The sequence below is a fragment of the Enterobacillus tribolii genome, from assembly GCF_003363015.1.
GTDB classification, from domain to species: domain Bacteria; phylum Pseudomonadota; class Gammaproteobacteria; order Enterobacterales; family Enterobacteriaceae; genus Enterobacillus; species Enterobacillus tribolii.
In genome coordinates this window covers 62,400-82,460 of sequence record NZ_QRAP01000009.1, presented here as the reverse complement: position 1 = coordinate 82,460, position 20,061 = coordinate 62,400, and the positions used below count along the sequence as shown (strand labels likewise).

The window sequence follows — 20,061 nt, the reverse complement described above, 5'->3', positions numbered from 1 at the left end:
ACTCTCTCAAATGGATGATTCAGGTTCAGCCGCCGGGGAAGGGGAGCCGAAACGGTTTCCCACCACGAAGGCAATCAGGCCGAGCACCAGCGCAGGAATGATCGGATGCAGGCTGAAAGGTTGCAGTTTGGCGGCGGCCAGCACGGTATAGCAGCCCGCGCCGCTCACCATGGAGCACAGGGCGCCTGCGGCGTTGGTGCGCTTCCAGTAAAGCCCCAGCACCAGCGGCCACAGGAATACGGCTTCCAGCCCGCCAAAGGCCAGCAGGTTCAGCCAGATGATCATTTCCGGCGGACGCCAGGCGGCCAGCAGTAACAGCATCCCGAGGAGCAGGGTAGACAGCCAGGACAGCCGCGCCAGCCGCTTCTCGTTGTTGATCGCCTGCGGGCGCATGCCCAGATAAAGATCTTTGACGATCGTAGCAGAAGACTGCAACAGCTGGGCGTTGATTGTCGACATGATGGCGGCCATCGGCGCGGCAAGGAAGATCCCGGCGGCGAACGGCGGCAATACCTGCACCATCAGGGTGGGGATCACCAGGTCGGGAATGGTGAGATCGGGCAAAATGGCCCGGCCAAGCGCGCCGGCCAGGTGCATGCCGAACATCAGCACCGCTACCACAACGGTGCCGATGATGATCGCCCGGTGCACCGCTTTACTGTCTTTGTAGGAAATGCAGCGCACGGCGGTATGCGGCAGGCCGATAACGCCGAAGCACACCAGCACCCAGAACGACGCCATAAACGGCACGCTGAGGATATCGTCCGCGCCCTGTGGGGAAACCAGCTTTGGATCGATATGCTGCAATTTATCCACCGCCGCATGTAAACCACCGGCGGCGTGAACCACGGCAACCAGCAACAGCACGGTGCCCAGCAGCATCACCAGCCCCTGCATGGCGTCGTTGAGCACGCTGGCGCGAAAGCCGCCGAATGAGGTATACAGCGCAATGCTGATGCCGAAAATTAACAGCCCGGTGTCGTAGGGAATGCCCGCCGCAGACTCCAGCAGACGTGCGCCGCCGATAAACTGCACCGTCATGGCGCCGACGAAGGCGACCAGCAGGCTGAGGCTGGCGAGCCACACCAGCAGGCGGCTCTGATAACGCGCATACAACATATCATTGAGCGTAATGGCATTATATTTACGCGCCAGGATAGCGAACTTCTTACCCAGAATACCGAGCGACAGCCATACCGCCGGTAACTGAATCATCGCCAGCAATACCCAGCCCAGCCCGTACTTATAGGCTGCGCCGGGGCCGCCGATAAACGAACTGGCGCTGATGTAGGTTGCGGTCAGCGTCATGGCCAGCACAAAGCCGCCCATCGAACGTTCGCCGATAAAATAGTCGTTAAGAAAGTTATTTTTCTGCCGGCGGCGGTAGGCGTATACCGACAGCCCGAACACCAGCAGCAAGTAGCCGATTAACGGCAGGATAACGTCAGTCTGCACGATCGCCTCCGAGCGGAATATCCCGGAACACCAGGCGCACCATCACCCAGCACAACAGGATGAATACCAGCGGCAACAGCAGGCAGGCCATTTCAAACCAATGCGGCAGACCGGTAATACCCTGCACGCTATCCGGCACATAAGCCATCACAATCCAGCCGGCCAGATAGGCCAGCGTCAGCCAGAGCGCCCACCGGGCTTCCCGGTGAGCCTGCGCAAAACGTGAGTCCATACACACACTCCGTCAGCCAAAAAGCAAAGGGCCGGAAACCCGGCCCAATACGAAATACATTTAAAAAAGCAGCACAACGGCCACTGGCGTCATGACCCGCCTCTTTCCCCTGTCAGGTCAGCACGCCCAGCATGGATGCCGGGCGGGGCGGGGATGGGCAGGAAGCCCTTCCGCAGCCGGTGCGTAAAGACCTGACAGGGGGAGGAGGGGACCCGTGCAGCGGGCGGGGAATGCAGCCCGCACCCTGGCGCGGGAGTGCAGAGGGCGGTCGCTGCCGCCCTTTGCCCGGACGCCTGAAGGGAGTCACATAAGGATCTGATGCTTATAGCGTACGGAACCTCTTCAGGCCCACATACACCTCTCAACACCAATTCCCTTATCTTTCCTGTAACCCCAACTTCTTCTCCAGATAATGGATATTCGTCCCACCATGCTGGAAGTTTTCATCATTCATGATCTTCAGCTGAAGATCGATATTGGTCTTGATCCCATCGATGATCAGCTCCGCCAACGCATTCTTCATACGGGCGATCGCCACATCACGGTTCTCACCGTAACAGATCAACTTACCGATCATGGAGTCATAATACGGCGGCACAGTATAGCCGGCATAAATATGAGACTCCCAACGCACGCCGAATCCTCCCGGTGCGTGAAAACGCGTGATCTTTCCGGGGCTGGGCATAAAGGTTTCCGGATCTTCCGCGTTAATACGGCATTCCACCGCATGGCCGCGCACCTGAACCTCATGCTGCTTGATGGACAACGGCTGACCGGCAGCAATACGCAGCTGCTCTTTGATCAGATCGACGCCGGTGATCATCTCGGTAACCGGATGTTCCACCTGAATACGGGTGTTCATCTCGATGAAGTAGAACTCGCCGTTTTCGAACAGGAACTCGAAGGTGCCTGCGCCGCGGTAGCCGATATCCAGGCAAGCTTTGGAACAACGCTCGCCGATGTAACGGCGCAGTTCCGGCGTAATGCCCGGCGCCGGCGCTTCTTCCACCACTTTCTGGTGGCGGCGCTGCATGGAGCAGTCACGCTCGGCCAGATAGATGGCGTTACCCTGACCATCGGCCAGCACCTGAATTTCGATGTGGCGCGGATTCTCCAGGTACTTCTCCATGTAAACCATGTCGTTGTTGAAGGCGGCTTTGGCTTCCGCTTTCGTCATGGCAATGGATTGTTCCAGATCTTTGTCGCCGCGCACGACGCGCATGCCGCGACCGCCGCCGCCGCCGGAAGCTTTGATGATCACCGGATAACCGATGCGCTTGGCGATGGCTTTGTTCTTCGCCATATCTTCGCCCAACGGGCCGTCAGAACCCGGCACGCACGGCACGCCTGCTTTCTTCATCGCGTTGATGGCGGAAACCTTGTCGCCCATCAGGCGGATGGTTTCAGCGCGTGGACCGATGAAGATAAAACCGGAACGTTCAACCTGTTCGGCGAAGTCGGCGTTTTCCGACAGAAAACCATAACCCGGGTGAATTGCCACTGCGCCGGTGATTTCGGCGGCGGAGATGATCGCCGGGATGTTCAGGTAGCTTTTGACCGACTGCGCCGGTCCGATGCAGACGGTTTCATCCGCCAGCAACACGTGTTTCAGATCGCGATCCGCAGCGGAGTGAACGGCAACGGTTTTGATCCCCAGCTCTTTACAGGCCCGGAGAATACGCAGCGCGATCTCACCACGGTTAGCGATAACAATTTTATCTAGCATGGATCGCCCCGTTATTCGATGACAACCAGCGGCTCGTCAAATTCAACCGGTTGACCGTTTTCAACCAGAATGGCTTTCACCACGCCGGACTTGTCGGCTTCGATCTGGTTCATCATCTTCATGGCTTCTACGATGCACAGGGTGTCACCTGCGTTTACCTGCTGGCCGATTTCCACGAATGCCTTGGCATCCGGGCTCGGCGTGCGGTAGAAAGTACCCACCATCGGAGAACGCACGATATGGCCGCTGATCGCTGCCGGCGCGTCGGACGCAGCGGCGGCGGCAACCGGTGCTGCCGCTGCCGCAGGTGCGGCCGGAGCTGCCATCGGTGCGGCGTAATACGGCTGCATCATGGGAGCGGTGGCCGGCTGACCACGGCTGATGCGCACTGACTCTTCGCCTTCAGAGATTTCCAGCTCAGAAATGCCGGATTCTTCAACCAGCTCGATCAGTTTTTTAATTTTACGAATATCCATGTGTGATTCCGTACTCGTTGTTGTTGCGTAGAAATAGCGGGGTTCGTGATGAACCCTAGTCAGATTTTTTCAGGCGGTTCATCGCCGCCTGCAGGGCAAAACCGTAACCATCGGCGCCCAGCCCGCAGATGACGCCAACGGCGATATCCGACAGGTAGGAGTGATGGCGGAAAGGCTCCCGGGCATGCACGTTGGAGAGGTGGATTTCGATAAAGGGAATTTCCACCGCCAGCAGCGCATCGCGCAGGGCGACGCTGGTATGGGTGAACGCGCCGGGGTTGATCAGGATGAAATCCGTATTGCCGCGCGCCGCATGAATGCGGTCGATCAACGCGTGCTCCGCGTTGGATTGCAGATGGCTGAACGCTGCGCCGAGCGAAGCGGCCTGCTTCTCCAGCGAATCAACGATCGCCGGCAGCGTGGTGTGACCGTACTTATCCGGCTCACGGCTGCCCAGCAGATTCAGGTTGGGACCGTTCAAAAGCAAAATGTGAAACTTATCAGCCATTGTGCTGCTATCTCCGGCAATCAGACGAACATCGTCAAAAATAACCCGACGTCACCGCTTTGTCACCTTTTCCGTGCGGGGTTCGCCGGGAAAAAGAGATTGAGGTCGGGCATTATAATGATTTCGTGGCATTTCGCAGCTAAATACTCGTCGAATCAGCGAAGATATTCAACAACAAACGTCACCGGTTCACGGCACGTTAACGGAAATTACGCTTAAAAAACTGTGCAAGTTCCAGCCGTTACCGCCACCATTGCCGAATTTTCCGATAACGGGATGCTAACAGAATTGTGGCGCCGATCGCATAAAAAACAGGCAGTGGAGACAAGGATTTAACCGACCAGAGGTAGTGAATCGGCGCCAGAATGGCGGCGAGATAGACAAAATTGTGCAGTTTTTGCCAGCCGGTTCCCAGCTTTTGTTGCGCCCAGCGGGTAGACGTCGCGGCTAAGGCCAGCAAAATCAACCAACTGGTGATGCCGAGCGTCAGATAGGGGCGCTTGATCAGTTCACTGCCGAGCAGGGTGAAGTCCAGCCCCAGCTCCAGCACGGTATAGCTGATCAGGTGCAAGGTCGCCCAGGCGAAACACCATAGCCCCAGCAACCGGCGGCAGCGGATGAGCAGGGGCTGTTTGGCGTAACGCGCCAGCGGCGTGACGAGCAGCGTCGCCAGCAGGAATTTAAGCGCCATTCTGCCGGTAAAATGCTGGATATCCTTGGCCGGATCGGCGCTGAGCCAGTTTTGGTTAACGGCCAGTATCAGCCAGCATAACGGCAGTAAGGCCAGCAGCCAGATAACGCCTTTCAGCCAGAGAATCTGTCGGGGATTCAGGCGCATATTAAAAATTCTCCCGCAAATCCAAACCCCGGTACAGCGACGCGACCTGCTCGGCATAGCCATTAAACAGCAGCGTGGGCTGACGTTTTACATCCAGCAGGCCGCCGGACCCGATGAGGCGTTCGGAGGCTTGTGACCAGCGCGGATGATCGACGTGCGGATTGACGTTGGCATAAAAACCGTACTCATTCGGCGCGGAAAGGTTCCAGGTGGTGGGCGGCATGTCATGCACCAGCCGGATACTGACGATGGATTTGATGCCTTTAAAGCCATACTTCCACGGCACTGTCAGGCGGATCGGCGCACCGTTTTGCGGCGGCAGCGCTTTGCCGTAAACGCCGACGCTGAGCAGGGTCAGCGGGTGCATGGCCTCATCCATGCGCAGCCCTTCCACATAGGGGTACTTCAGCCCGCCGCCGATAAAGCGATCTTTCTGTCCCGGCATGTTTTCAGGATCGTACAGGGTCTGGAACGCGACGTAGCGGGCATTGCCGGTCGGCTGCGCATACTTGATCAGCCGGCTCAGCTCAAACCCGACCCAGGGCACCACCATCGACCAGGCCTCGACGCAGCGCATGCGGTAAATCCGCTCCTGTAGCGGGAAAAGCCGCAAAATGTCGTCCATATCCAGCGTAATCGGCTTCGCTACCTCGCCTTCCAGGCGGATTTTCCAGCCGTCGAGCGGCAGCGTTCCTGCGTTGGCGGCGGGGTCGGCCTTATCCAGCCCGAATTCGTAATAGTTGTTGTAACCGGTGACCTTGTCTTCCGGCGTCAGCGCCAGTTTCGCCTGGTATTCCGCCGGTTGGGCGAACGTCAGTGGTTTGCCGGAAGGCGCTTTGGGCCGGTCGTGGCCTTTGAACCAGGAGAGGATATCCGCCTGAGCGCCCGGCGTCAGCGCGAGCGCGGCGGTCGTTATCCCCAGCGCTTTCAGAACCCGCCGCCGCTGGTGGAAAATGTCCTCTGGCGTTACGTCCGCGTCGGTGAAGCGGCCATCTCTTTTCATTTATGTTCTCTCCCAAATGAGCAAAACATCCGGATCTGGATGCGAAGGCGCTTCCTGCGTACGGAATTCCGTAAAATCTATATACTTCTAGTATGAATGTATTTGCCTGATTGGCGATAAACAGCGGGTCAATGAAGGTAAAATCAGAGCGGGTTCGGAGTGAACCCGCTTTATGCATCATGCCGGATGGCGTTGCTTATATAAAGGGAGAAAAAATTACCGGACTTTAACCAGCGTTCTTCCCGTCACTTTATTCTCCAGCAGCGCAGCCGCCACCTCCGCAGCTTTATCCAGCGAAATTTCCGTTGCGGCCTGGTGGTAGAAGCTTTCCGGCAACAACTGCGCCAGGCGTTTCCAGGCTTCCTGCCTTCTTGTCTGCGGCGTCATTACTGAGTCCACGCCCTGCAGACGCACATTACGCAAAATGAACGGCATTACCGTCGTCGGCAACAGGTAGCCTCCCGCCAGTCCGCAGGCAGCGACGGTACTGTTGTAGTCCATCTGCGCCAGCACTTTCGCCAGCACTTTGTCGCCGACGGTGTCGATGGCGCCGGCCCACACCTGCTTCTCCAGCGGGCGGGCATCTGCGCTGAATTCGCTGCGCGGCAATACCCGTTCAGCGCCCAGCGCTTTCAGATAGGCCTCATTGCTCTCGCGTCCGCTGACCGCCACTACGCGATAACCCAGCGCTTTCAGCAACGCTACTGCGGTGCTGCCCACGCCGCCGCTGGCGCCGGTGACCAACACCTCGCCCGATTGCGGCGTTACGCCGCCGTCTTCCAGCGCCATTACGCACAGCATGGCGGTGAAACCGGCGGTGCCGATAATCATCGCCTTGCGCGGATCCAACCCGTCGGGCAGGGGAACCAGCCACTCACTGTTGACCCGCGCCTGCTGCGCCAGCCCGCCCCAATGATTTTCACCTACGCCCCAGCCGGTAAGGATAACCTGCTGACCAGTGTGAAAACGGGGATCTTCGCTGTGGTGTACCGTGCCGGAAAAATCGATGCCCGGCACCATCGGGAAGTTACGGATGATTTTGCCTTTTCCGGTGATCGCCAGGGCGTCTTTATAGTTCAGACCGGACCAGAGCACGTCAACCAACACGTTCCCGGCGGGAAGATCATCGGTGGTCAGGGTTTTCAGGCTGGCGAGGGTCTTGCCGTCCGTGTTGTCGAGTACGAGCGCTTGCATGATGGCTCTCCGTTGATGATAGATAATGGCTGCCGCCACGGAATGACCGGTGGCGGCACTGAATCTTTTGCTTATCGCACGCTTTCGCCCCGGATTTTTTGCCAAAGGCGCATTTTTTCATAAAATAAGTGGCCGGATGTCGTGAAAAGACTGCAAAACGTTTTTTTTGCATTAAGCTATGAATGAGAAAATTGTAAGCAAAAAAGCGGTTGTCCGCGCTAAGATTGATAAAAATCGTCTTTACGGCGGGTTTTATTCGTTATGCTTTATCCGCTGATTTGGCGCTCTCTCTCCGGAGATCGTACAGTGAAACATAAGCCGGACTATCAAAGTTCATTGAACCGGGTTTGTCTTTGATGCAGCGCAACCCGGTAATCAGAAGTTGTGTTTATTGTCAGGTGCCGGCGACATCCGCGGGCAAACGGGTATTTTCATCGACAGAGGCGACGGGCATATACAGGGATGCGTATCACGACCAAACTTTTTGCATTAATCACTGTATTGGTATCCGTGGCCATGCTGCTCATGTTGCTGGGGAGTTCGCTGAGTTTTTTTTATCAAAACAACCAGCGGACGGAATACAACCTCAATACACTGACGACTTCGCTGGATCAGGCATTGCTGACCGAAAGCCGCCCGGAAATCAAAAAATGGTTGCCGGCGCTGATGCGTTCGACGGGCGTGGTCGAGCTGGCGGTGATGAACAACGGAAAGGTGGTGTATGAACATCACTTGCCCGGCACCTACGGCAACGCCTGGGAAACCTACAATAATCTGCGCACTTACTATACCCAGCTGATGCATTTCCCCGGCTACTCGCTGCGCCTGGTGTACGTCGACCCGATGTCCAGCTTCAGCCGTTCGCTGCGTTCTACCTTATCCATCTCTTTCTCTATCGCCATCATGATCGTGATCCTGATGCTGTGCTACCGCTGGCTTAAAGAGCAGACCGAGGGGATGGAAAAGCTGGAGCGCCGTGCCCGTCGCATCCTGGCAGGTGACGGTGAAAACGTGAAAACCGGCGATATCTATGAGTTCCCGCCCAACGCCAGCAGCGCCATCGATCGCCTGCTGCATGATCTGAGTGACGCGCGCGAGGAGCGCAGCCGGGTAGATACGCTGATCCGCTCTTTTGCCGCCCAGGATTCAAGCACCGGGCTGAACAACCGCCTGTTTTTTGATAACCAACTGACCACGCAGTTGGAAGACGAAGGCGCGCACGGCGTGGTGATGATGGTGCGCCTGCCTGATGTCGATACGCTGCGGGTGAAGCAGAGCCTGCGCGAAACCGAGGAGTTCCGCAACGGTATCGTCAACCTGCTTTCCACCTTCGTGATGCGTTACCCTTCCGCGCTGCTGGCGCGCTATTTCCAAGCGAACTTCGCCATCATGCTGCCGCACCGCTCCCTGAAAGAAGCGGAAGGATTCGCCGCCCAGCTCATCAATGCGATTGATTCGCTGCCGCCGATGCCGGGCGTTCCCAAAGACGAAGTGATGCATATCGGTATTTGCCTCTACCACTACGGGCAAAGCGCAGAGCAGATTATGGACGCCACGGAGCAGGCCGCGCGTAACGCTATGCTTCAGGGCGGCAACAGCTGGTTTGTGGATTACAACCAGACCAACGAGGTGGTGCGCGGCAGCGTGAAATGGCGCACGCTGCTGGAGCAAACCATCACGCGCGGCGGGCCGGTGCTCTATCAGAAGCCGGCGGTTTCCGCCGAGGGCGAGGTTCATCACCGCGATATCATCGCCCACATCTACGACGGCAAACAAACGTTGCTCAGCGCGGAGTTTTACCCGCTGGTGCAACAGTTGGGAATGACGGAAAGTTATGACCGCCAGATGTTAAGTCGGATAATTCCTTTATTGCGTCAGTGGCAGGATGAAACGCTGGCATTTCCCGTCAGTGTTGACTCATTATTGCAGCGCAGCTTCCAGCTCTGGTTACGTGACACGCTGCTGCAAAATGAAAAATCACTGCGCCAGCGAATTTTATTTGAACTTGCAGAGGCGGATGTGTGTCAACACATCGACCGTTTGCGTCCGGTGGTGCGTTTGATTCAGGGAATGGGCTGTCAGGTTATCGTGGCTCAGGCGGGTCTGAAAGTGGTCAGCACCTCTTATATCAAGCAGTTGCAGGTCACGATGGTGAAACTGCACCCCGGGCTGGTCCGCAATATCGACAAGCGGGTGGAAAACCAGCTTTTCGTGCAGAGCCTGACCAGCGCCTGTGAAGGTACGTCGGCCTGTGTGTTCGCCGCCAGCGTGCGCACCCGCGAGGAATGGCTGACGTTAAAGGCGAAAGGAATTGCCGGCGGGCAGGGGGATTTCTTCGCCCAACCGAAGCCGGTGACGATTGCACAAAAAAAATATTCGCGCCGTTACAAAGAATGACCTTTTTGTCCCGTGAAATTCACGTAGAATAGCGCGCAAACCAATACTCAGGTGGTTGGTAGGTGCTTACGTTTTCGTGGCGCCGCCGGCGACCGTAAAAAGGTCTCAGGGCAGGTTGTGTCTGTTAATTAAACAGGCGGCCCGACAAGGCATTCGCCCGCGGGCGGGTGCGATTTCAGGTGCCGGAAAGGCACTTTCGGTACGGGGTTGTATCCCTTTCGTCTTTCAAACCGCAGCGAATCCGCTGCCATCTGAAATTCTGCGGGAATGCAGTGCCGGACGTTGATTCCGCGCTGTGCGGGCCCGTGGTACCGAACACACAGACAGTACACGTTTTCACCGGAGCAGGACGTTTTTACGCCTTGTCGCTGCTCCGTGTGGTTGGTAAAGTAGGCGGATTTTGTTTTCCGCCCCCAGCTTTCAGGATCAGCCTTTAGTATGTTTAAGAAATTCCGTGGCATGTTTTCCAATGACTTGTCCATTGACCTGGGTACCGCCAATACCCTCATTTATGTAAAAGGACAGGGCATTGTACTGAACGAACCGTCGGTTGTGGCGATTCGTCAGGATCGCGCAGGCTCTCCCAAAAGCGTCGCTGCCGTTGGTCATGAGGCCAAGCAGATGCTGGGACGTACGCCGGGTAATATCGCGGCTATCCGCCCGATGAAGGACGGCGTTATCGCTGACTTTTTCGTCACCGAAAAAATGCTGCAATACTTCATCAAACAGGTGCACAGCAACAGCTTCATGCGCCCGAGCCCGCGCGTGCTGGTGTGCGTACCGGTCGGCGCCACGCAGGTTGAGCGCCGCGCCATCCGTGAATCCGCGCAGGGCGCCGGAGCACGTGAAGTCTTTTTGATTGAAGAACCGATGGCCGCCGCAATCGGCGCCGGGCTGCCGGTTTCCGAAGCGACCGGTTCCATGGTGGTGGATATCGGTGGGGGTACTACCGAAGTGGCGGTTATCTCCCTGAACGGCGTGGTGTATTCCTCCTCCGTGCGTATCGGCGGCGACCGTTTTGACGAAGCCATCATTAATTATGTCCGTCGCAACTATGGTTCATTAATCGGTGAAGCCACCGCAGAACGTATTAAACATGAAATAGGTTCGGCTTATCCGGGTGATGAAGTGCGTGAGATCGAAGTCCGCGGGCGTAATCTGGCAGAAGGTGTGCCGCGCGGTTTTACCCTGAATTCCAACGAAATCCTCGAAGCATTGCAGGAGCCGCTGACCGGCATCGTCAGCGCGGTGATGGTGGCGCTGGAGCAGTGCCCGCCGGAACTGGCTTCCGATATCTCCGAACGCGGTATGGTTCTGACCGGCGGCGGCGCGCTGCTGCGTAACCTCGATCGTTTGCTGATGGAAGAAACCGGCATTCCCGTCGTGGTCGCGGAAGATCCGCTGACCTGCGTCGCGCGTGGCGGCGGTAAAGCGTTGGAAATGATCGACATGCATGGCGGCGATTTGTTCAGTGACGAATAATCCGCTGGCGGGCGGGCGATAAGCCGTTTTTCGCCCGTCGGGTGAACCGCGTACCGTCACCGGGCTGAGAGTTTTCTCCGCCCGGTGACGGCGTATCGTGGGGTCGCTAATCCTGCCGGAGACGTTGTTTCTCCGCAGTCGAGGATACCGCTATTTTATGAAGCCGATTTTTAGCAGGGGACCTTCCCTGCAACTCCGACTTTTTTTGGCCGTGGCTGTTTCATTGAGTCTGGTTATTGCGGACAGCCGGTTCGGCTCGTTTTCGCAGATCAGAACTTACCTCGATACCGCGGTCAGTCCTTTCTATTACCTGTCAAACGGCCCACGCCAGTTTCTTGATAACCTGTCGGAAACGCTGGCGACCGGCGATCAGCTGGCGCTGGAAAATCGCGCCCTGCGGCAAGAACTCTTATTAAAAAACAGCGATATCCTGCTGCTGGGGCAGTTCAAGCAAGAGAACGCCCGCCTGCGCGAGCTGCTCGGTTCTCCGTTGCGTCAGGACGAGCACAAAATGGTGACGCAGGTGATTTCCAACCTGCCCGATCCCTACAAAGATCAGGTCGTCATCGACAAAGGATCTTCCAGCGGCGTTTATCTCGGTCAGCCGGTGATCAGCGACAAAGGCGTGGTGGGCCAGGTGGTGGCGGTGGGGCAGCTGACCAGCCGGGTTCTGCTCATCTGTAACGCCTCGCATTCCCTGCCGATTCAGGTGCTGCGTAACGACATCCGCGTGCTGGCCGAAGGCAGCAGCTGCGCCTACGACTTAAAGCTTGAAAACCTGCCCAGCAATACCGACATCCGCGTCGGGGATGTGCTGGTGACCTCCGGCCTGGGCGGCCGTTTCCCGGAAGGCTATCCGGTTGCCGTGGTGTCATCGGTGACGGTGGATACCCAACGCGCCCATACCGTCATCAAGGCCCGTCCGACCGCCGGCCTGCAACGCCTGCGCTATTTGCTGCTGCTGTGGGGCGCCGATCGCAATGGCGTGATGCCGTTGCCGCCGGACGAAGTTTACCGCGTGGCGAATGAGCGCCTGATGCAGATGCTGCCTCAGGTATTGCCGCCGCCGGGCAGCGCGGCGTCCACCTTTGTCGGGCCGCCGGCGCCGGAGGCCGTGAATCCGCCCGCGGCCAACGCCCAGCAAGCCACGCCTGCCGCGTCGCCGCCGGCCCGTACACAGCAACGAAATCGGAGAAGTCAGTGATGGCTGGTTATCGTAGTCACGGACGCTGGATTATCTGGCTTTCCTTTTTGGTTGCGCTGATCCTGCAAATTATGCCCTGGCCGGAGCAACTGATGATGTTCCGGCCCAACTGGCTGGCGCTGTTCCTGATTTACTGGGTGATGGCGTTGCCGCACCGGGTGAACGTCGGCACCGGGTTTATCCTGGGGTTGATCTGGGATTTGGTTCTGGGCTCCACGCTGGGTATCGAGGCGCTGGCGTTCAGCCTGCTCTCTTATCTGGTGGCGTTCAAATGTCAGCTGTTCCGCAACATGGCGTTGTGGCAGCAGGCGCTGGTAGTGGCGTTGCTGACCATCACGATGGACCTGATCGTGTTCTGGGGCGAGTTCCTGGTTACCGATGTCTCTTTCCGCCCGGAGGTATTCTGGAGTAGTGTGGTAAACGGCGTCCTGTGGCCCTGGTTGTTCCTGCTGATGCGGAAAATCCGTCGCCAGTTCGCCGTACAATAATCCGGGGCGACCCTGCGTGATATCACGCTATATGCTGTAATTCTGTATACAGTGACAACACGTGAGAGAGATGAATGACTGCTCTGTACCTGGCCTCCGGCTCGCCGCGTCGCCGTGAGTTGTTAACCCTGATGGCCGTGCCGTTCGAGCGGCTGACGCTTGAGGTGGAAGAAGTACGCCGGCCGGATGAACCGGCGCTCGACTACGTGCGCCGGCTGGCGCAGGATAAAGCGCTGGCGGGCGTACAGGCGGCGCCGGAAGATTACCCCGTGCTGGGAGCGGACACCATCGTGGTGCTGGCCGGCAGGGTGCTGGAAAAGCCGCGTGACGCCGGGCATGCCGCAGAGATGCTGCGTGCGCTTTCCGGGCGTACGCACCAGGTCATTACCGCCGTCGCGCTGGCCGACCGCCAACGGCATCTTTGCTGTCATGTGGTCACGGATGTCACTTTCCGTATGCTTTCCGAGCAGGATATCCGTCATTATATCGACAGCGGCGAGCCGATGGACAAAGCCGGCGCTTACGGCATTCAGGGGCTGGGCGGCTGCTTCGTGCGGTCGATATCCGGCAGTTATCATGCCGTCGTGGGATTGCCGCTGGTGGAAACGCGGGAGCTTCTGGACAAATTTATGGCGTTACGGGAGGTTAGCAGAGATCATGGCAGCTGAGTTATTGGTAAACGTTACGCCGTCGGAAACGAGGGTCGCTTATATCGACGGCGGGATCTTGCAGGAGATTCATATTGAGCGCGAATCCAAACGGGGAATCGTCGGCAATATATACAAAGGGCGTGTGAGCCGGGTTCTGCCCGGAATGCAGGCGGCCTTTGTAGATATTGGCCTGGATAAAGCCGCTTTCCTGCACGCTTCCGACATCATGCCGCACACCGAGTGCGTGGCGGGAGATGAGCAAAAGAATTTCCACGTGCGCGACATTGCCGAGCTGGTACGCCAGGGGCAGGATCTGATGGTTCAGGTGGTCAAGGATCCGCTGGGCACCAAAGGCGCGCGCCTGACCACCGACATCACGCTGCCGTCGCGTTATCTGGTGTTTATGCCGGGAGCCAGCCACGTCGGCGTTTCCCAGCGCATCGAGAGCGAAGAAGAGCGCGAGCGCCTGAAGAGCATCGTCTCCGATTACTGCGATGAGCTGGGCGGATTCATTATCCGTACCGCGGCGGAAGGCATTGGCGACGAGGAACTGGCGCAGGACGCCGCGTTTCTCAAACGCCTGTGGATCAAGGTGATGGAACGCAAGCGCCGCAATCAGACCAAATACATGCTTTACGGCGAACTGGCACTGGCCCAGCGCGTGCTGCGCGACTTCGCCGGCGCGGCGCTGGATCGCATCCGGGTTGACTCACGACTGACCTGCGATCTGCTGCGGGAATTTACCAGCGAGTATATTCCGGAAATGACCGCCAAGCTGGAGCACTATGGCGGAAAACAGCCTATCTTTGATCTCTACGACGTGGAAAATGAAATTCAGCGCGCGTTGGATCGTAAAGTAGAACTGAAGTCCGGCGGCTATCTGATTATCGACCAAACCGAGGCGATGACCACGATAGACATCAATACCGGCGCTTTTGTCGGTCACCGCAACCTGGATGAAACCATTTTCAACACCAACATCGAGGCGACGCAGGCGATAGCCCGCCAGCTGCGGCTACGTAACCTCGGCGGGATCATCATCATCGATTTTATCGACATGGGCAGCGAGGATCACCGCCGCCGGGTGCTGCATTCCCTGGAGCAGGCGCTGAGTAAAGATCGCGCGAAAACCAGTATTAACGGCTTTTCTCAGCTCGGTCTGGTGGAGATGACGCGTAAGCGCACGCGCGAAAGCGTAGAGCACGTGCTGTGCAGCGAATGTCCCACCTGTCGCGGGCGCGGGACGGTGAAAACGGTGGAAACCGTGTGCTACGAAATCATGCGTGAGATCGTGCGTGTTCACCATGCTTATGACAGCGATCGTTTTCTGGTTTATGCCTCTCCGGCAGTGGGTGAAGCGCTGAAAAGCGAGGAATCCCATGCGCTGGCCGAGGTGGAGATTTTTGTCGGCAAACAGGTCAGGGTGCAAATTGAACCGCTCTACAATCAGGAGCAGTTTGACGTGGTTATGATGTAATGACGCGTAGCCGTGCAGCGCGGGGCTACGGGCGGATAACAAGGAGAGGTGCGTGAGGCGACTGCCCGGTTTTTTGCTGGCGAGCATAGCCGTACTGATCGTGCTGTCGGCCCTGCTGATCAGCGGGCTGCGGCTGATTCTGCCCAATGTGGAGCATTTCCGGCCGCAAATCGTCGCGAAAATAGAGCAGCTCACCGGCGTACCGATCCGCCTCAGCAAGCTGGAAGCCAGCTGGCAGTCCTTCGGTCCGACGCTGGAAGTGCGTGATCTGTCGGTAGTGACGGGGGACACGCGCTGGAACGTAGACCGCATCACCGTGGCGCTGGACGTTTGGCAATCCCTGCTGCACCTGCGCTGGCAGTTCCGCGATCTGACCTTTTACCGGCTGTGGGTCGACAGCGACAGAGTGCTGGATCTGAGCAAGCGCGGCAGCGGCGATATCGAATCCGATAAGCTCAGCGACATCTTTCTCTACCAGTTTGACCACTTTATCCTGCGCAACAGCCGCCTCTCCTTTCCCAGTCCTTCCGGCGCCCGCATCACGCTCGACATTTCTGAACTGGCCTGGCTCAACACCGCAACCCGGCATCGCGCGGAAGGGCGCATCGCGTTTTCTACCCTGGATAATCAGCACGGCAGCCTGCAGGTGCGGATGGATCTGCATGACGACAACGGGCTGCTGAGCGACGGCAAAGTTTACCTCCAGGCCGACAGAATCGACGTAACGCCCTGGCTCAGCCGCTGGGTAAGCAGCCAAACCGGCCTGGACAGCGCGGAATTCAGCCTGGCGGCCTGGCTGACGATTAAGGACAGCGAAATCACCGGCGGCGACATGCTGCTGAGCCAGGGAAGCGCGACCTGGGTGGAAAACGGTTCCGGCTGCGCGCCGGCCTGGTACACGCTGATGGCGCCGGACAGAGGCGGCGGCAACGGCACCTATGCCGGCCTGGTGGCGCCGAAAGCGGCGGCCGGAAAAGCGGTGCGTGAGTTGCCGCTCTGGGCGATACTTTCCGCGCAGACGCACTGCCCGGTGGGCATTGAGCAGGCTATGTGGCAAAACCTGCTGAACGCGTCGCCGCGCATTACTGCGCAACATACCCAACTGCACGATTTGTCGGTAGATAACCTGACGCTGCACGTAGCGCGCAAGGCGCGGGGCTGGCAGTTCGATATTCCCCGCCTGAACCTGGTAACGGACGGCAAGCCCTGGCAGCAGGGGCTGCTGAGCGTGTTGTATCTGCCTGAGGATGCGCGGTTGCCGGGGCCGGCCCAGCAGGAAGAACTGCGTATCCGCGCCACGCGCCTGCAACTGACGCAATTGGGCGAAGTTCTGCCCACCTTCGTTGCCTTCCTGACCCCGGCGGTTGAGAAACTCTGGAACGGCCTGCAACCCAGCGGGGATATTCCGCGTCTGGCGCTCGATATTCCGCTCAGGCAGCCGGAGCGCACCCGCATTCTGGCAGACTGGCGCGATGTCAGCTGGAAGCACTGGACGTTGCTGCCCGGCGTCAGCAACTTTTCCGGCGAGGTTTCCGGCAGCGGCATGAATGCCCGTCTCCGCTTTGCGCTGGCGGAAACCCAGATGCCTTACGGCAGTATGTTCCGGGCGCCGCTGGACGTGCGTCAGGCGCACGGCGATATCGGCTGGCGCAATGATGAAACGGGCTGGACGCTTTCCGGAGAAGGGCTGGACGTACAGGCGAAATCGCTGTGGGTGAACGGCGGCTTCAACTATACCCAACCGCGTCAGGGCGAACCCTGGCTGAATATCCTGGCCGGTATCCGTCTGGACGACGCCCGCGATGCCTGGCGTTATTTCCCTGAGCCGCTGATGGGCACCCGGCTGACCGACTACCTCTCCGGCGCGCTGGAAGGGGGAAAGGTCGACAACGCCACGCTGGTGTTTAACGGGAATCCGCGCCACTTCCCGTACCCGCAACACGACGGACTGTTTGAAGTTTTCGTTCCCCTGCGTGATGCCACATTCCGCTTTCAGCCGGACTGGGCGCCGCTGACCGATCTGACCATCGACCTCGATTTTATCAACGACGGCCTGTGGATGCGCGCACCAAGCGGCAAGCTGGGCGATGTCGATGCGAAAGACGTCACAGCGAATATTCCGGTGTACCGCGATGAAAAACTGCTGATCGATGCCAGCGTTGCCGGCAACGGCGATGCGGTTCATGACTACTTCAATCAGTCACCGCTGGCTAATTCGGTGGGTAGTACGCTGGAGATGCTGCAGGTCGGCGGAAAAGTGAATGGTCGCTTACATCTTGATATCCCGCTGCACGGTGACGCACATACCCGCGCCACCGGCGAGGTGACGCTGGCGGACAACACGCTGCGGGTGGCGCCGATAGCCAGCACGCTGGAAAAGGTCAGCGGACGGTTCCGTTTTGACGATGGCGCGCTGGAGAGTTCGACCATTAACGCCATGCTGTACGGGCAGCCCGTCGATGTGCAGTTCAGTACCCAGCCCGGCACGCAGGATTACGGCGTTAACGTTGGGATAAACGGCAATTGGCTGCCTTCCCGGCTGCCCGGCGTGCCGGCAGAAGTCGCCCGTCAGCTTGACGGCGCCGCGCCGTGGAACGCCAGGGTTGATATTACGCTGCCACACCGTGGCTCGCCGCGTTATCAGGTCAGGCTGAATGCGGATCTGAAGGGAGTGAGCAGTCACTTACCTTCTCCATTGACGAAGAAAAAAGGCGAGGCGATGCCGCTGGACATCAGCGCGCAGGGCGACATGAATGGTTTCACCGTGAGCGGCAGCGCCAATAAAAACAACGGATTCAACAGCCGCTGGCTGCTGCATAGCCGGGGTGTAACGCTCGATCGCGCTGTTTGGCACCAGGGGGCGACGAAGACGCCGGAACTGCCGGGAGACAAATCGATCGCGCTGACCTTGCCGGCGCTGGATGGTGGGGAGTGGCTGGCGCTGCTGAGTCCGGCGGTTTCTCAGGGCGGCGGCGCGGAGTTCGACTATCCGCGGCGGGTAACGCTGACGACGCCGTCGCTGCGCCTGGCCGGCCAGCAATGGCACGATGTGCGGCTGGAGGCGGACCGCAAGCCGTCGATGACCAGCCTGAACGTGAAAGGCCGCGAAGTGGACGCCGCCGCTTCGCTGGAGCAGGGGAACGTACTGCGCGCCAATATCGCCTATCTCTATTACAACCCGCAGTGGGGAACGCCGAAGGCCGGCGAGGCATCACCGGCCGATCTGCTGCCGCCCGAGGGGCGACAGGTATCGTTCCGCAACTGGCCGGCTATGCTGTTGCGCTGCCAGGATTGCTGGGTGATGGGGCAACGCCTGCGTAAGGTTGAAGCGGACCTGAAGCCGCAGGGGAATAACCTGCAACTGGAAAACGGCCTGATCGACACCGGCAGCACCCGCCTGACGCTTTCCGGCAACTGGGCGCAAACCGGTGCTGAAGAGAGTACTGCGCTGCGTGGGAAGCTCAGCGGCGCCAACATCAGCAACAGCACCAACTATTTCGGTATCTCCACGCCGCTCAAAGACGCGCCTTTCAGTCTGGATTTCGACCTGCAATGGCAGGGCGCGCCCTGGCAGCCGAAGGTGGACACCCTGAACGGCAATCTGAACAGCAAGCTGGGTAAAGGCGAAATCGCCGATGCCGGCGGCGGCCGTGCGGGCCAGCTGTTGCGCCTGGTCAGCTTCGATGCCTTGCTGCGTAAGCTGCAGCTTGATTTCAGCGACACCTTCAGCAGCGGTTTCCCCTTTGACGGCATCCGCGGCACGGCGAAGATTGACCGCGGCGTGCTGACCACCCGCGACATGCTGGTGGACGGGCTGGCTGCGGATATCGCCATGAACGGCCAGATAGATTTGGTGCAGCGCAAAATCAATATGGAAGCGGTGGTCGCGCCGGAGATTTCCGCGACGGTCGGCGTTGCGACGGCGTTTGCCATCAATCCGGTGGTCGGGGCCGCGGTTTTTGCCGCGTCTAAAGTCCTGGCCCCATTGTGGAACAAGATTTCTCTGATACGCTACAACATAACCGGCAGTCTGGAACATCCGGTCATTAACGAAGTATTACGCCAGCCGAAAGAGGAGAAGGCACGATGAGAAATGCCAACGTCGCATTATTACAACTGTGCAGCGGGGATAACGTCCGCTCTAATCTGGCGCAAATAGAACAGCAGATTAAACAACTCAACAATAATATCAGGCTGGTGATGACGCCGGAGAATGCGCTGCTGTTCGCCGACGCGGAGGCGTACCGTCAACAGGCGGAGAAAGAGGGTGATGGGCCGCTTCAGGCCGCAGTGCGCGACATGGCGCGCCGCTACGGCGTGTGGTTGCTGATTGGCTCCATGCCACTGATCAGCCGCGAGGATGCGTCGCGCATCACCACCAGCAGCCTGCTGTTCGACGACCAGGGAGAGCTGCGCGCCCGTTATGATAAACTGCATATGTTCGACGTTGATATCAACGACAGCCATGGCCACTACAACGAATCCAATACTTACCAGCACGGCGAGCACCTGACGGTGGTGGATACCCCGGTAGGGCGGCTGGGCATGACGGTTTGCTACGACCTGCGTTTCCCCGGTTTGTATCAGGCGCTGCGCGCCAGGGGCGCGGAGATCATCTCCGTACCGGCGGCGTTTACCCGCGTAACCGGCGAGGCGCACTGGGAAATCCTGCTGCGCGCCAGGGCGATCGAAAACCAGTGTTACATTCTGGCGCCCGCGCAGGTCGGGCGTCATGGCGCCACGCGCCGCACCTGGGGCCATACGATGGCGATTGACGGCTGGGGCAACGTGTTGGAGCAGAACGCCGACGCAGTCATGGCAAGCAAAGTAAAAGTTAACGTGCACACCCTGGAGCAACTGCGCAGCCAGATGCCGGTGGCGCAGCATAATCGATTCCAGCCCACGCTGGTTAATCTACATCGGGAGTAAAC

The 20,061-nt window shown here is 58.6% G+C and carries 16 protein-coding genes; 8 read left to right on the top strand and 8 right to left on the bottom strand.

All coding sequences use genetic code 11. The features are described from left to right. Positions 1–6 precede the first annotated feature (6 nt). From panF to acuI, 8 genes are all read right to left on the bottom strand, one after another. Entirely contained in the window at positions 7–1,455 is a 1,449-nt protein-coding gene (gene panF, locus C8D90_RS17680) for a sodium/pantothenate symporter (protein WP_115459791.1), read from the bottom strand. Continuing rightward, complete coding sequence (locus C8D90_RS17675; RefSeq protein WP_115459790.1) at positions 1,445–1,687, bottom strand: YhdT family protein; 243 nt, start codon at positions 1,685–1,687, stop codon at positions 1,445–1,447. Before C8D90_RS17675 ends, panF begins: the two co-directional genes overlap by 11 nt. A gap of 376 nt (positions 1,688–2,063) precedes the next feature. Next, the gene (accC, locus tag C8D90_RS17670; RefSeq protein ID WP_115459789.1) at positions 2,064–3,413 is read right to left on the bottom strand and encodes an acetyl-CoA carboxylase biotin carboxylase subunit; all 1,350 of its coding nucleotides are present in this window, start codon (positions 3,411–3,413) and stop codon (positions 2,064–2,066) included. Positions 3,414–3,424: 11 nt separating this feature from the next. Next, positions 3,425–3,889, bottom strand: coding sequence for an acetyl-CoA carboxylase biotin carboxyl carrier protein (gene accB, locus C8D90_RS17665; RefSeq protein ID WP_115459788.1), 465 nt, complete (start codon positions 3,887–3,889; stop codon positions 3,425–3,427). 55 nt (positions 3,890–3,944) lie between these two features. Then, positions 3,945–4,397 carry a type II 3-dehydroquinate dehydratase gene (aroQ, locus tag C8D90_RS17660; protein WP_115459787.1) on the bottom strand — a complete coding sequence of 151 codons (453 nt, stop codon included), beginning with the start codon at positions 4,395–4,397 and terminating at the stop codon, positions 3,945–3,947. 241 nt (positions 4,398–4,638) lie between these two features. Continuing rightward, on the bottom strand, positions 4,639–5,235 hold the full coding sequence (msrQ, locus tag C8D90_RS17655; protein ID WP_115459786.1) for a protein-methionine-sulfoxide reductase heme-binding subunit MsrQ: 597 nt from the start codon (positions 5,233–5,235) through the stop codon (positions 4,639–4,641). A gap of 1 nt (position 5,236) precedes the next feature. Further along, positions 5,237–6,238 (bottom strand): protein-methionine-sulfoxide reductase catalytic subunit MsrP, encoded by a 1,002-nt coding sequence (gene msrP, locus C8D90_RS17650; RefSeq protein ID WP_115459785.1) that lies wholly within the window; start codon positions 6,236–6,238, stop codon positions 5,237–5,239. A gap of 216 nt (positions 6,239–6,454) precedes the next feature. Further along, positions 6,455–7,432 (bottom strand): acrylyl-CoA reductase (NADPH), encoded by a 978-nt coding sequence (gene acuI, locus C8D90_RS17645; protein WP_115459784.1) that lies wholly within the window; start codon positions 7,430–7,432, stop codon positions 6,455–6,457. Positions 7,433–7,894: 462 nt separating this feature from the next. On the opposite strand from acuI, the gene csrD reads away from it, so the two are divergent. The 8 genes from csrD (at position 7,895) to nit1 (ending at position 20,059) form a co-directional block, all read left to right on the top strand. Continuing rightward, positions 7,895–9,829: an RNase E specificity factor CsrD gene (gene csrD, locus C8D90_RS17640; RefSeq protein ID WP_115459783.1), complete on the top strand. Its 1,935-nt coding sequence runs from the start codon at positions 7,895–7,897 to the stop codon at positions 9,827–9,829. Positions 9,830–10,267: 438 nt separating this feature from the next. After that, a complete protein-coding gene (mreB, locus tag C8D90_RS17635; protein ID WP_115459782.1) occupies positions 10,268–11,311 on the top strand; it encodes a rod shape-determining protein MreB in 1,044 nt (347 codons plus the stop codon). A 157-nt stretch (positions 11,312–11,468) separates the two neighbouring features. After that, complete coding sequence (gene mreC, locus C8D90_RS17630) at positions 11,469–12,515, top strand: rod shape-determining protein MreC (protein WP_115459781.1); 1,047 nt, start codon at positions 11,469–11,471, stop codon at positions 12,513–12,515. Then, positions 12,515–13,003: a rod shape-determining protein MreD gene (mreD, locus tag C8D90_RS17625; RefSeq protein ID WP_115459780.1), complete on the top strand. Its 489-nt coding sequence runs from the start codon at positions 12,515–12,517 to the stop codon at positions 13,001–13,003. The genes mreC and mreD overlap by 1 nt, the downstream gene beginning before the upstream one ends. Before the next feature lie 74 nt (positions 13,004–13,077). Continuing rightward, the gene (locus tag C8D90_RS17620; RefSeq protein ID WP_115459779.1) at positions 13,078–13,671 is read left to right on the top strand and encodes a Maf family protein; all 594 of its coding nucleotides are present in this window, start codon (positions 13,078–13,080) and stop codon (positions 13,669–13,671) included. Continuing rightward, positions 13,661–15,130 (top strand): ribonuclease G, encoded by a 1,470-nt coding sequence (gene rng, locus C8D90_RS17615; RefSeq protein ID WP_115459778.1) that lies wholly within the window; start codon positions 13,661–13,663, stop codon positions 15,128–15,130. The genes C8D90_RS17620 and rng overlap by 11 nt, the downstream gene beginning before the upstream one ends. Positions 15,131–15,182: 52 nt before the next feature. Then, positions 15,183–19,220 (top strand): YhdP family protein, encoded by a 4,038-nt coding sequence (locus C8D90_RS17610; RefSeq protein WP_230473045.1) that lies wholly within the window; start codon positions 15,183–15,185, stop codon positions 19,218–19,220. Beyond that, positions 19,217–20,059 (top strand): deaminated glutathione amidase, encoded by an 843-nt coding sequence (gene nit1 / locus C8D90_RS17605; RefSeq protein WP_115459777.1) that lies wholly within the window; start codon positions 19,217–19,219, stop codon positions 20,057–20,059. The genes C8D90_RS17610 and nit1 overlap by 4 nt, the downstream gene beginning before the upstream one ends. Positions 20,060–20,061: the final 2 nt, after the last annotated feature.

Excerpts from the sequence above, each read along its gene's own strand:
- C8D90_RS17675 (WP_115459790.1), bottom strand. The coding sequence starts at position 1,687 with ATGGACTCACGTTTTGCGCAGGCTCACCGGGAAGCCCGGTGGGCGCTC.
- accC (WP_115459789.1), bottom strand. The coding sequence starts at position 3,413 with ATGCTAGATAAAATTGTTATCGCTAACCGTGGTGAGATCGCGCTGCGT.
- accB (WP_115459788.1), bottom strand. The coding sequence starts at position 3,889 with ATGGATATTCGTAAAATTAAAAAACTGATCGAGCTGGTTGAAGAATCC.
- aroQ (WP_115459787.1), bottom strand. The coding sequence starts at position 4,397 with ATGGCTGATAAGTTTCACATTTTGCTTTTGAACGGTCCCAACCTGAAT.
- msrQ (WP_115459786.1), bottom strand. The coding sequence starts at position 5,235 with ATGCGCCTGAATCCCCGACAGATTCTCTGGCTGAAAGGCGTTATCTGG.
- msrP (WP_115459785.1), bottom strand. The coding sequence starts at position 6,238 with ATGAAAAGAGATGGCCGCTTCACCGACGCGGACGTAACGCCAGAGGAC.
- acuI (WP_115459784.1), bottom strand. The coding sequence starts at position 7,432 with ATGCAAGCGCTCGTACTCGACAACACGGACGGCAAGACCCTCGCCAGC.
- csrD (WP_115459783.1), top strand. The coding sequence starts at position 7,895 with ATGCGTATCACGACCAAACTTTTTGCATTAATCACTGTATTGGTATCC.
- mreB (WP_115459782.1), top strand. The coding sequence starts at position 10,268 with ATGTTTAAGAAATTCCGTGGCATGTTTTCCAATGACTTGTCCATTGAC.
- mreC (WP_115459781.1), top strand. The coding sequence starts at position 11,469 with ATGAAGCCGATTTTTAGCAGGGGACCTTCCCTGCAACTCCGACTTTTT.
- mreD (WP_115459780.1), top strand. The coding sequence starts at position 12,515 with ATGGCTGGTTATCGTAGTCACGGACGCTGGATTATCTGGCTTTCCTTT.
- C8D90_RS17620 (WP_115459779.1), top strand. The coding sequence starts at position 13,078 with ATGACTGCTCTGTACCTGGCCTCCGGCTCGCCGCGTCGCCGTGAGTTG.
- rng (WP_115459778.1), top strand. The coding sequence starts at position 13,661 with ATGGCAGCTGAGTTATTGGTAAACGTTACGCCGTCGGAAACGAGGGTC.
- nit1 (WP_115459777.1), top strand. The coding sequence starts at position 19,217 with ATGAGAAATGCCAACGTCGCATTATTACAACTGTGCAGCGGGGATAAC.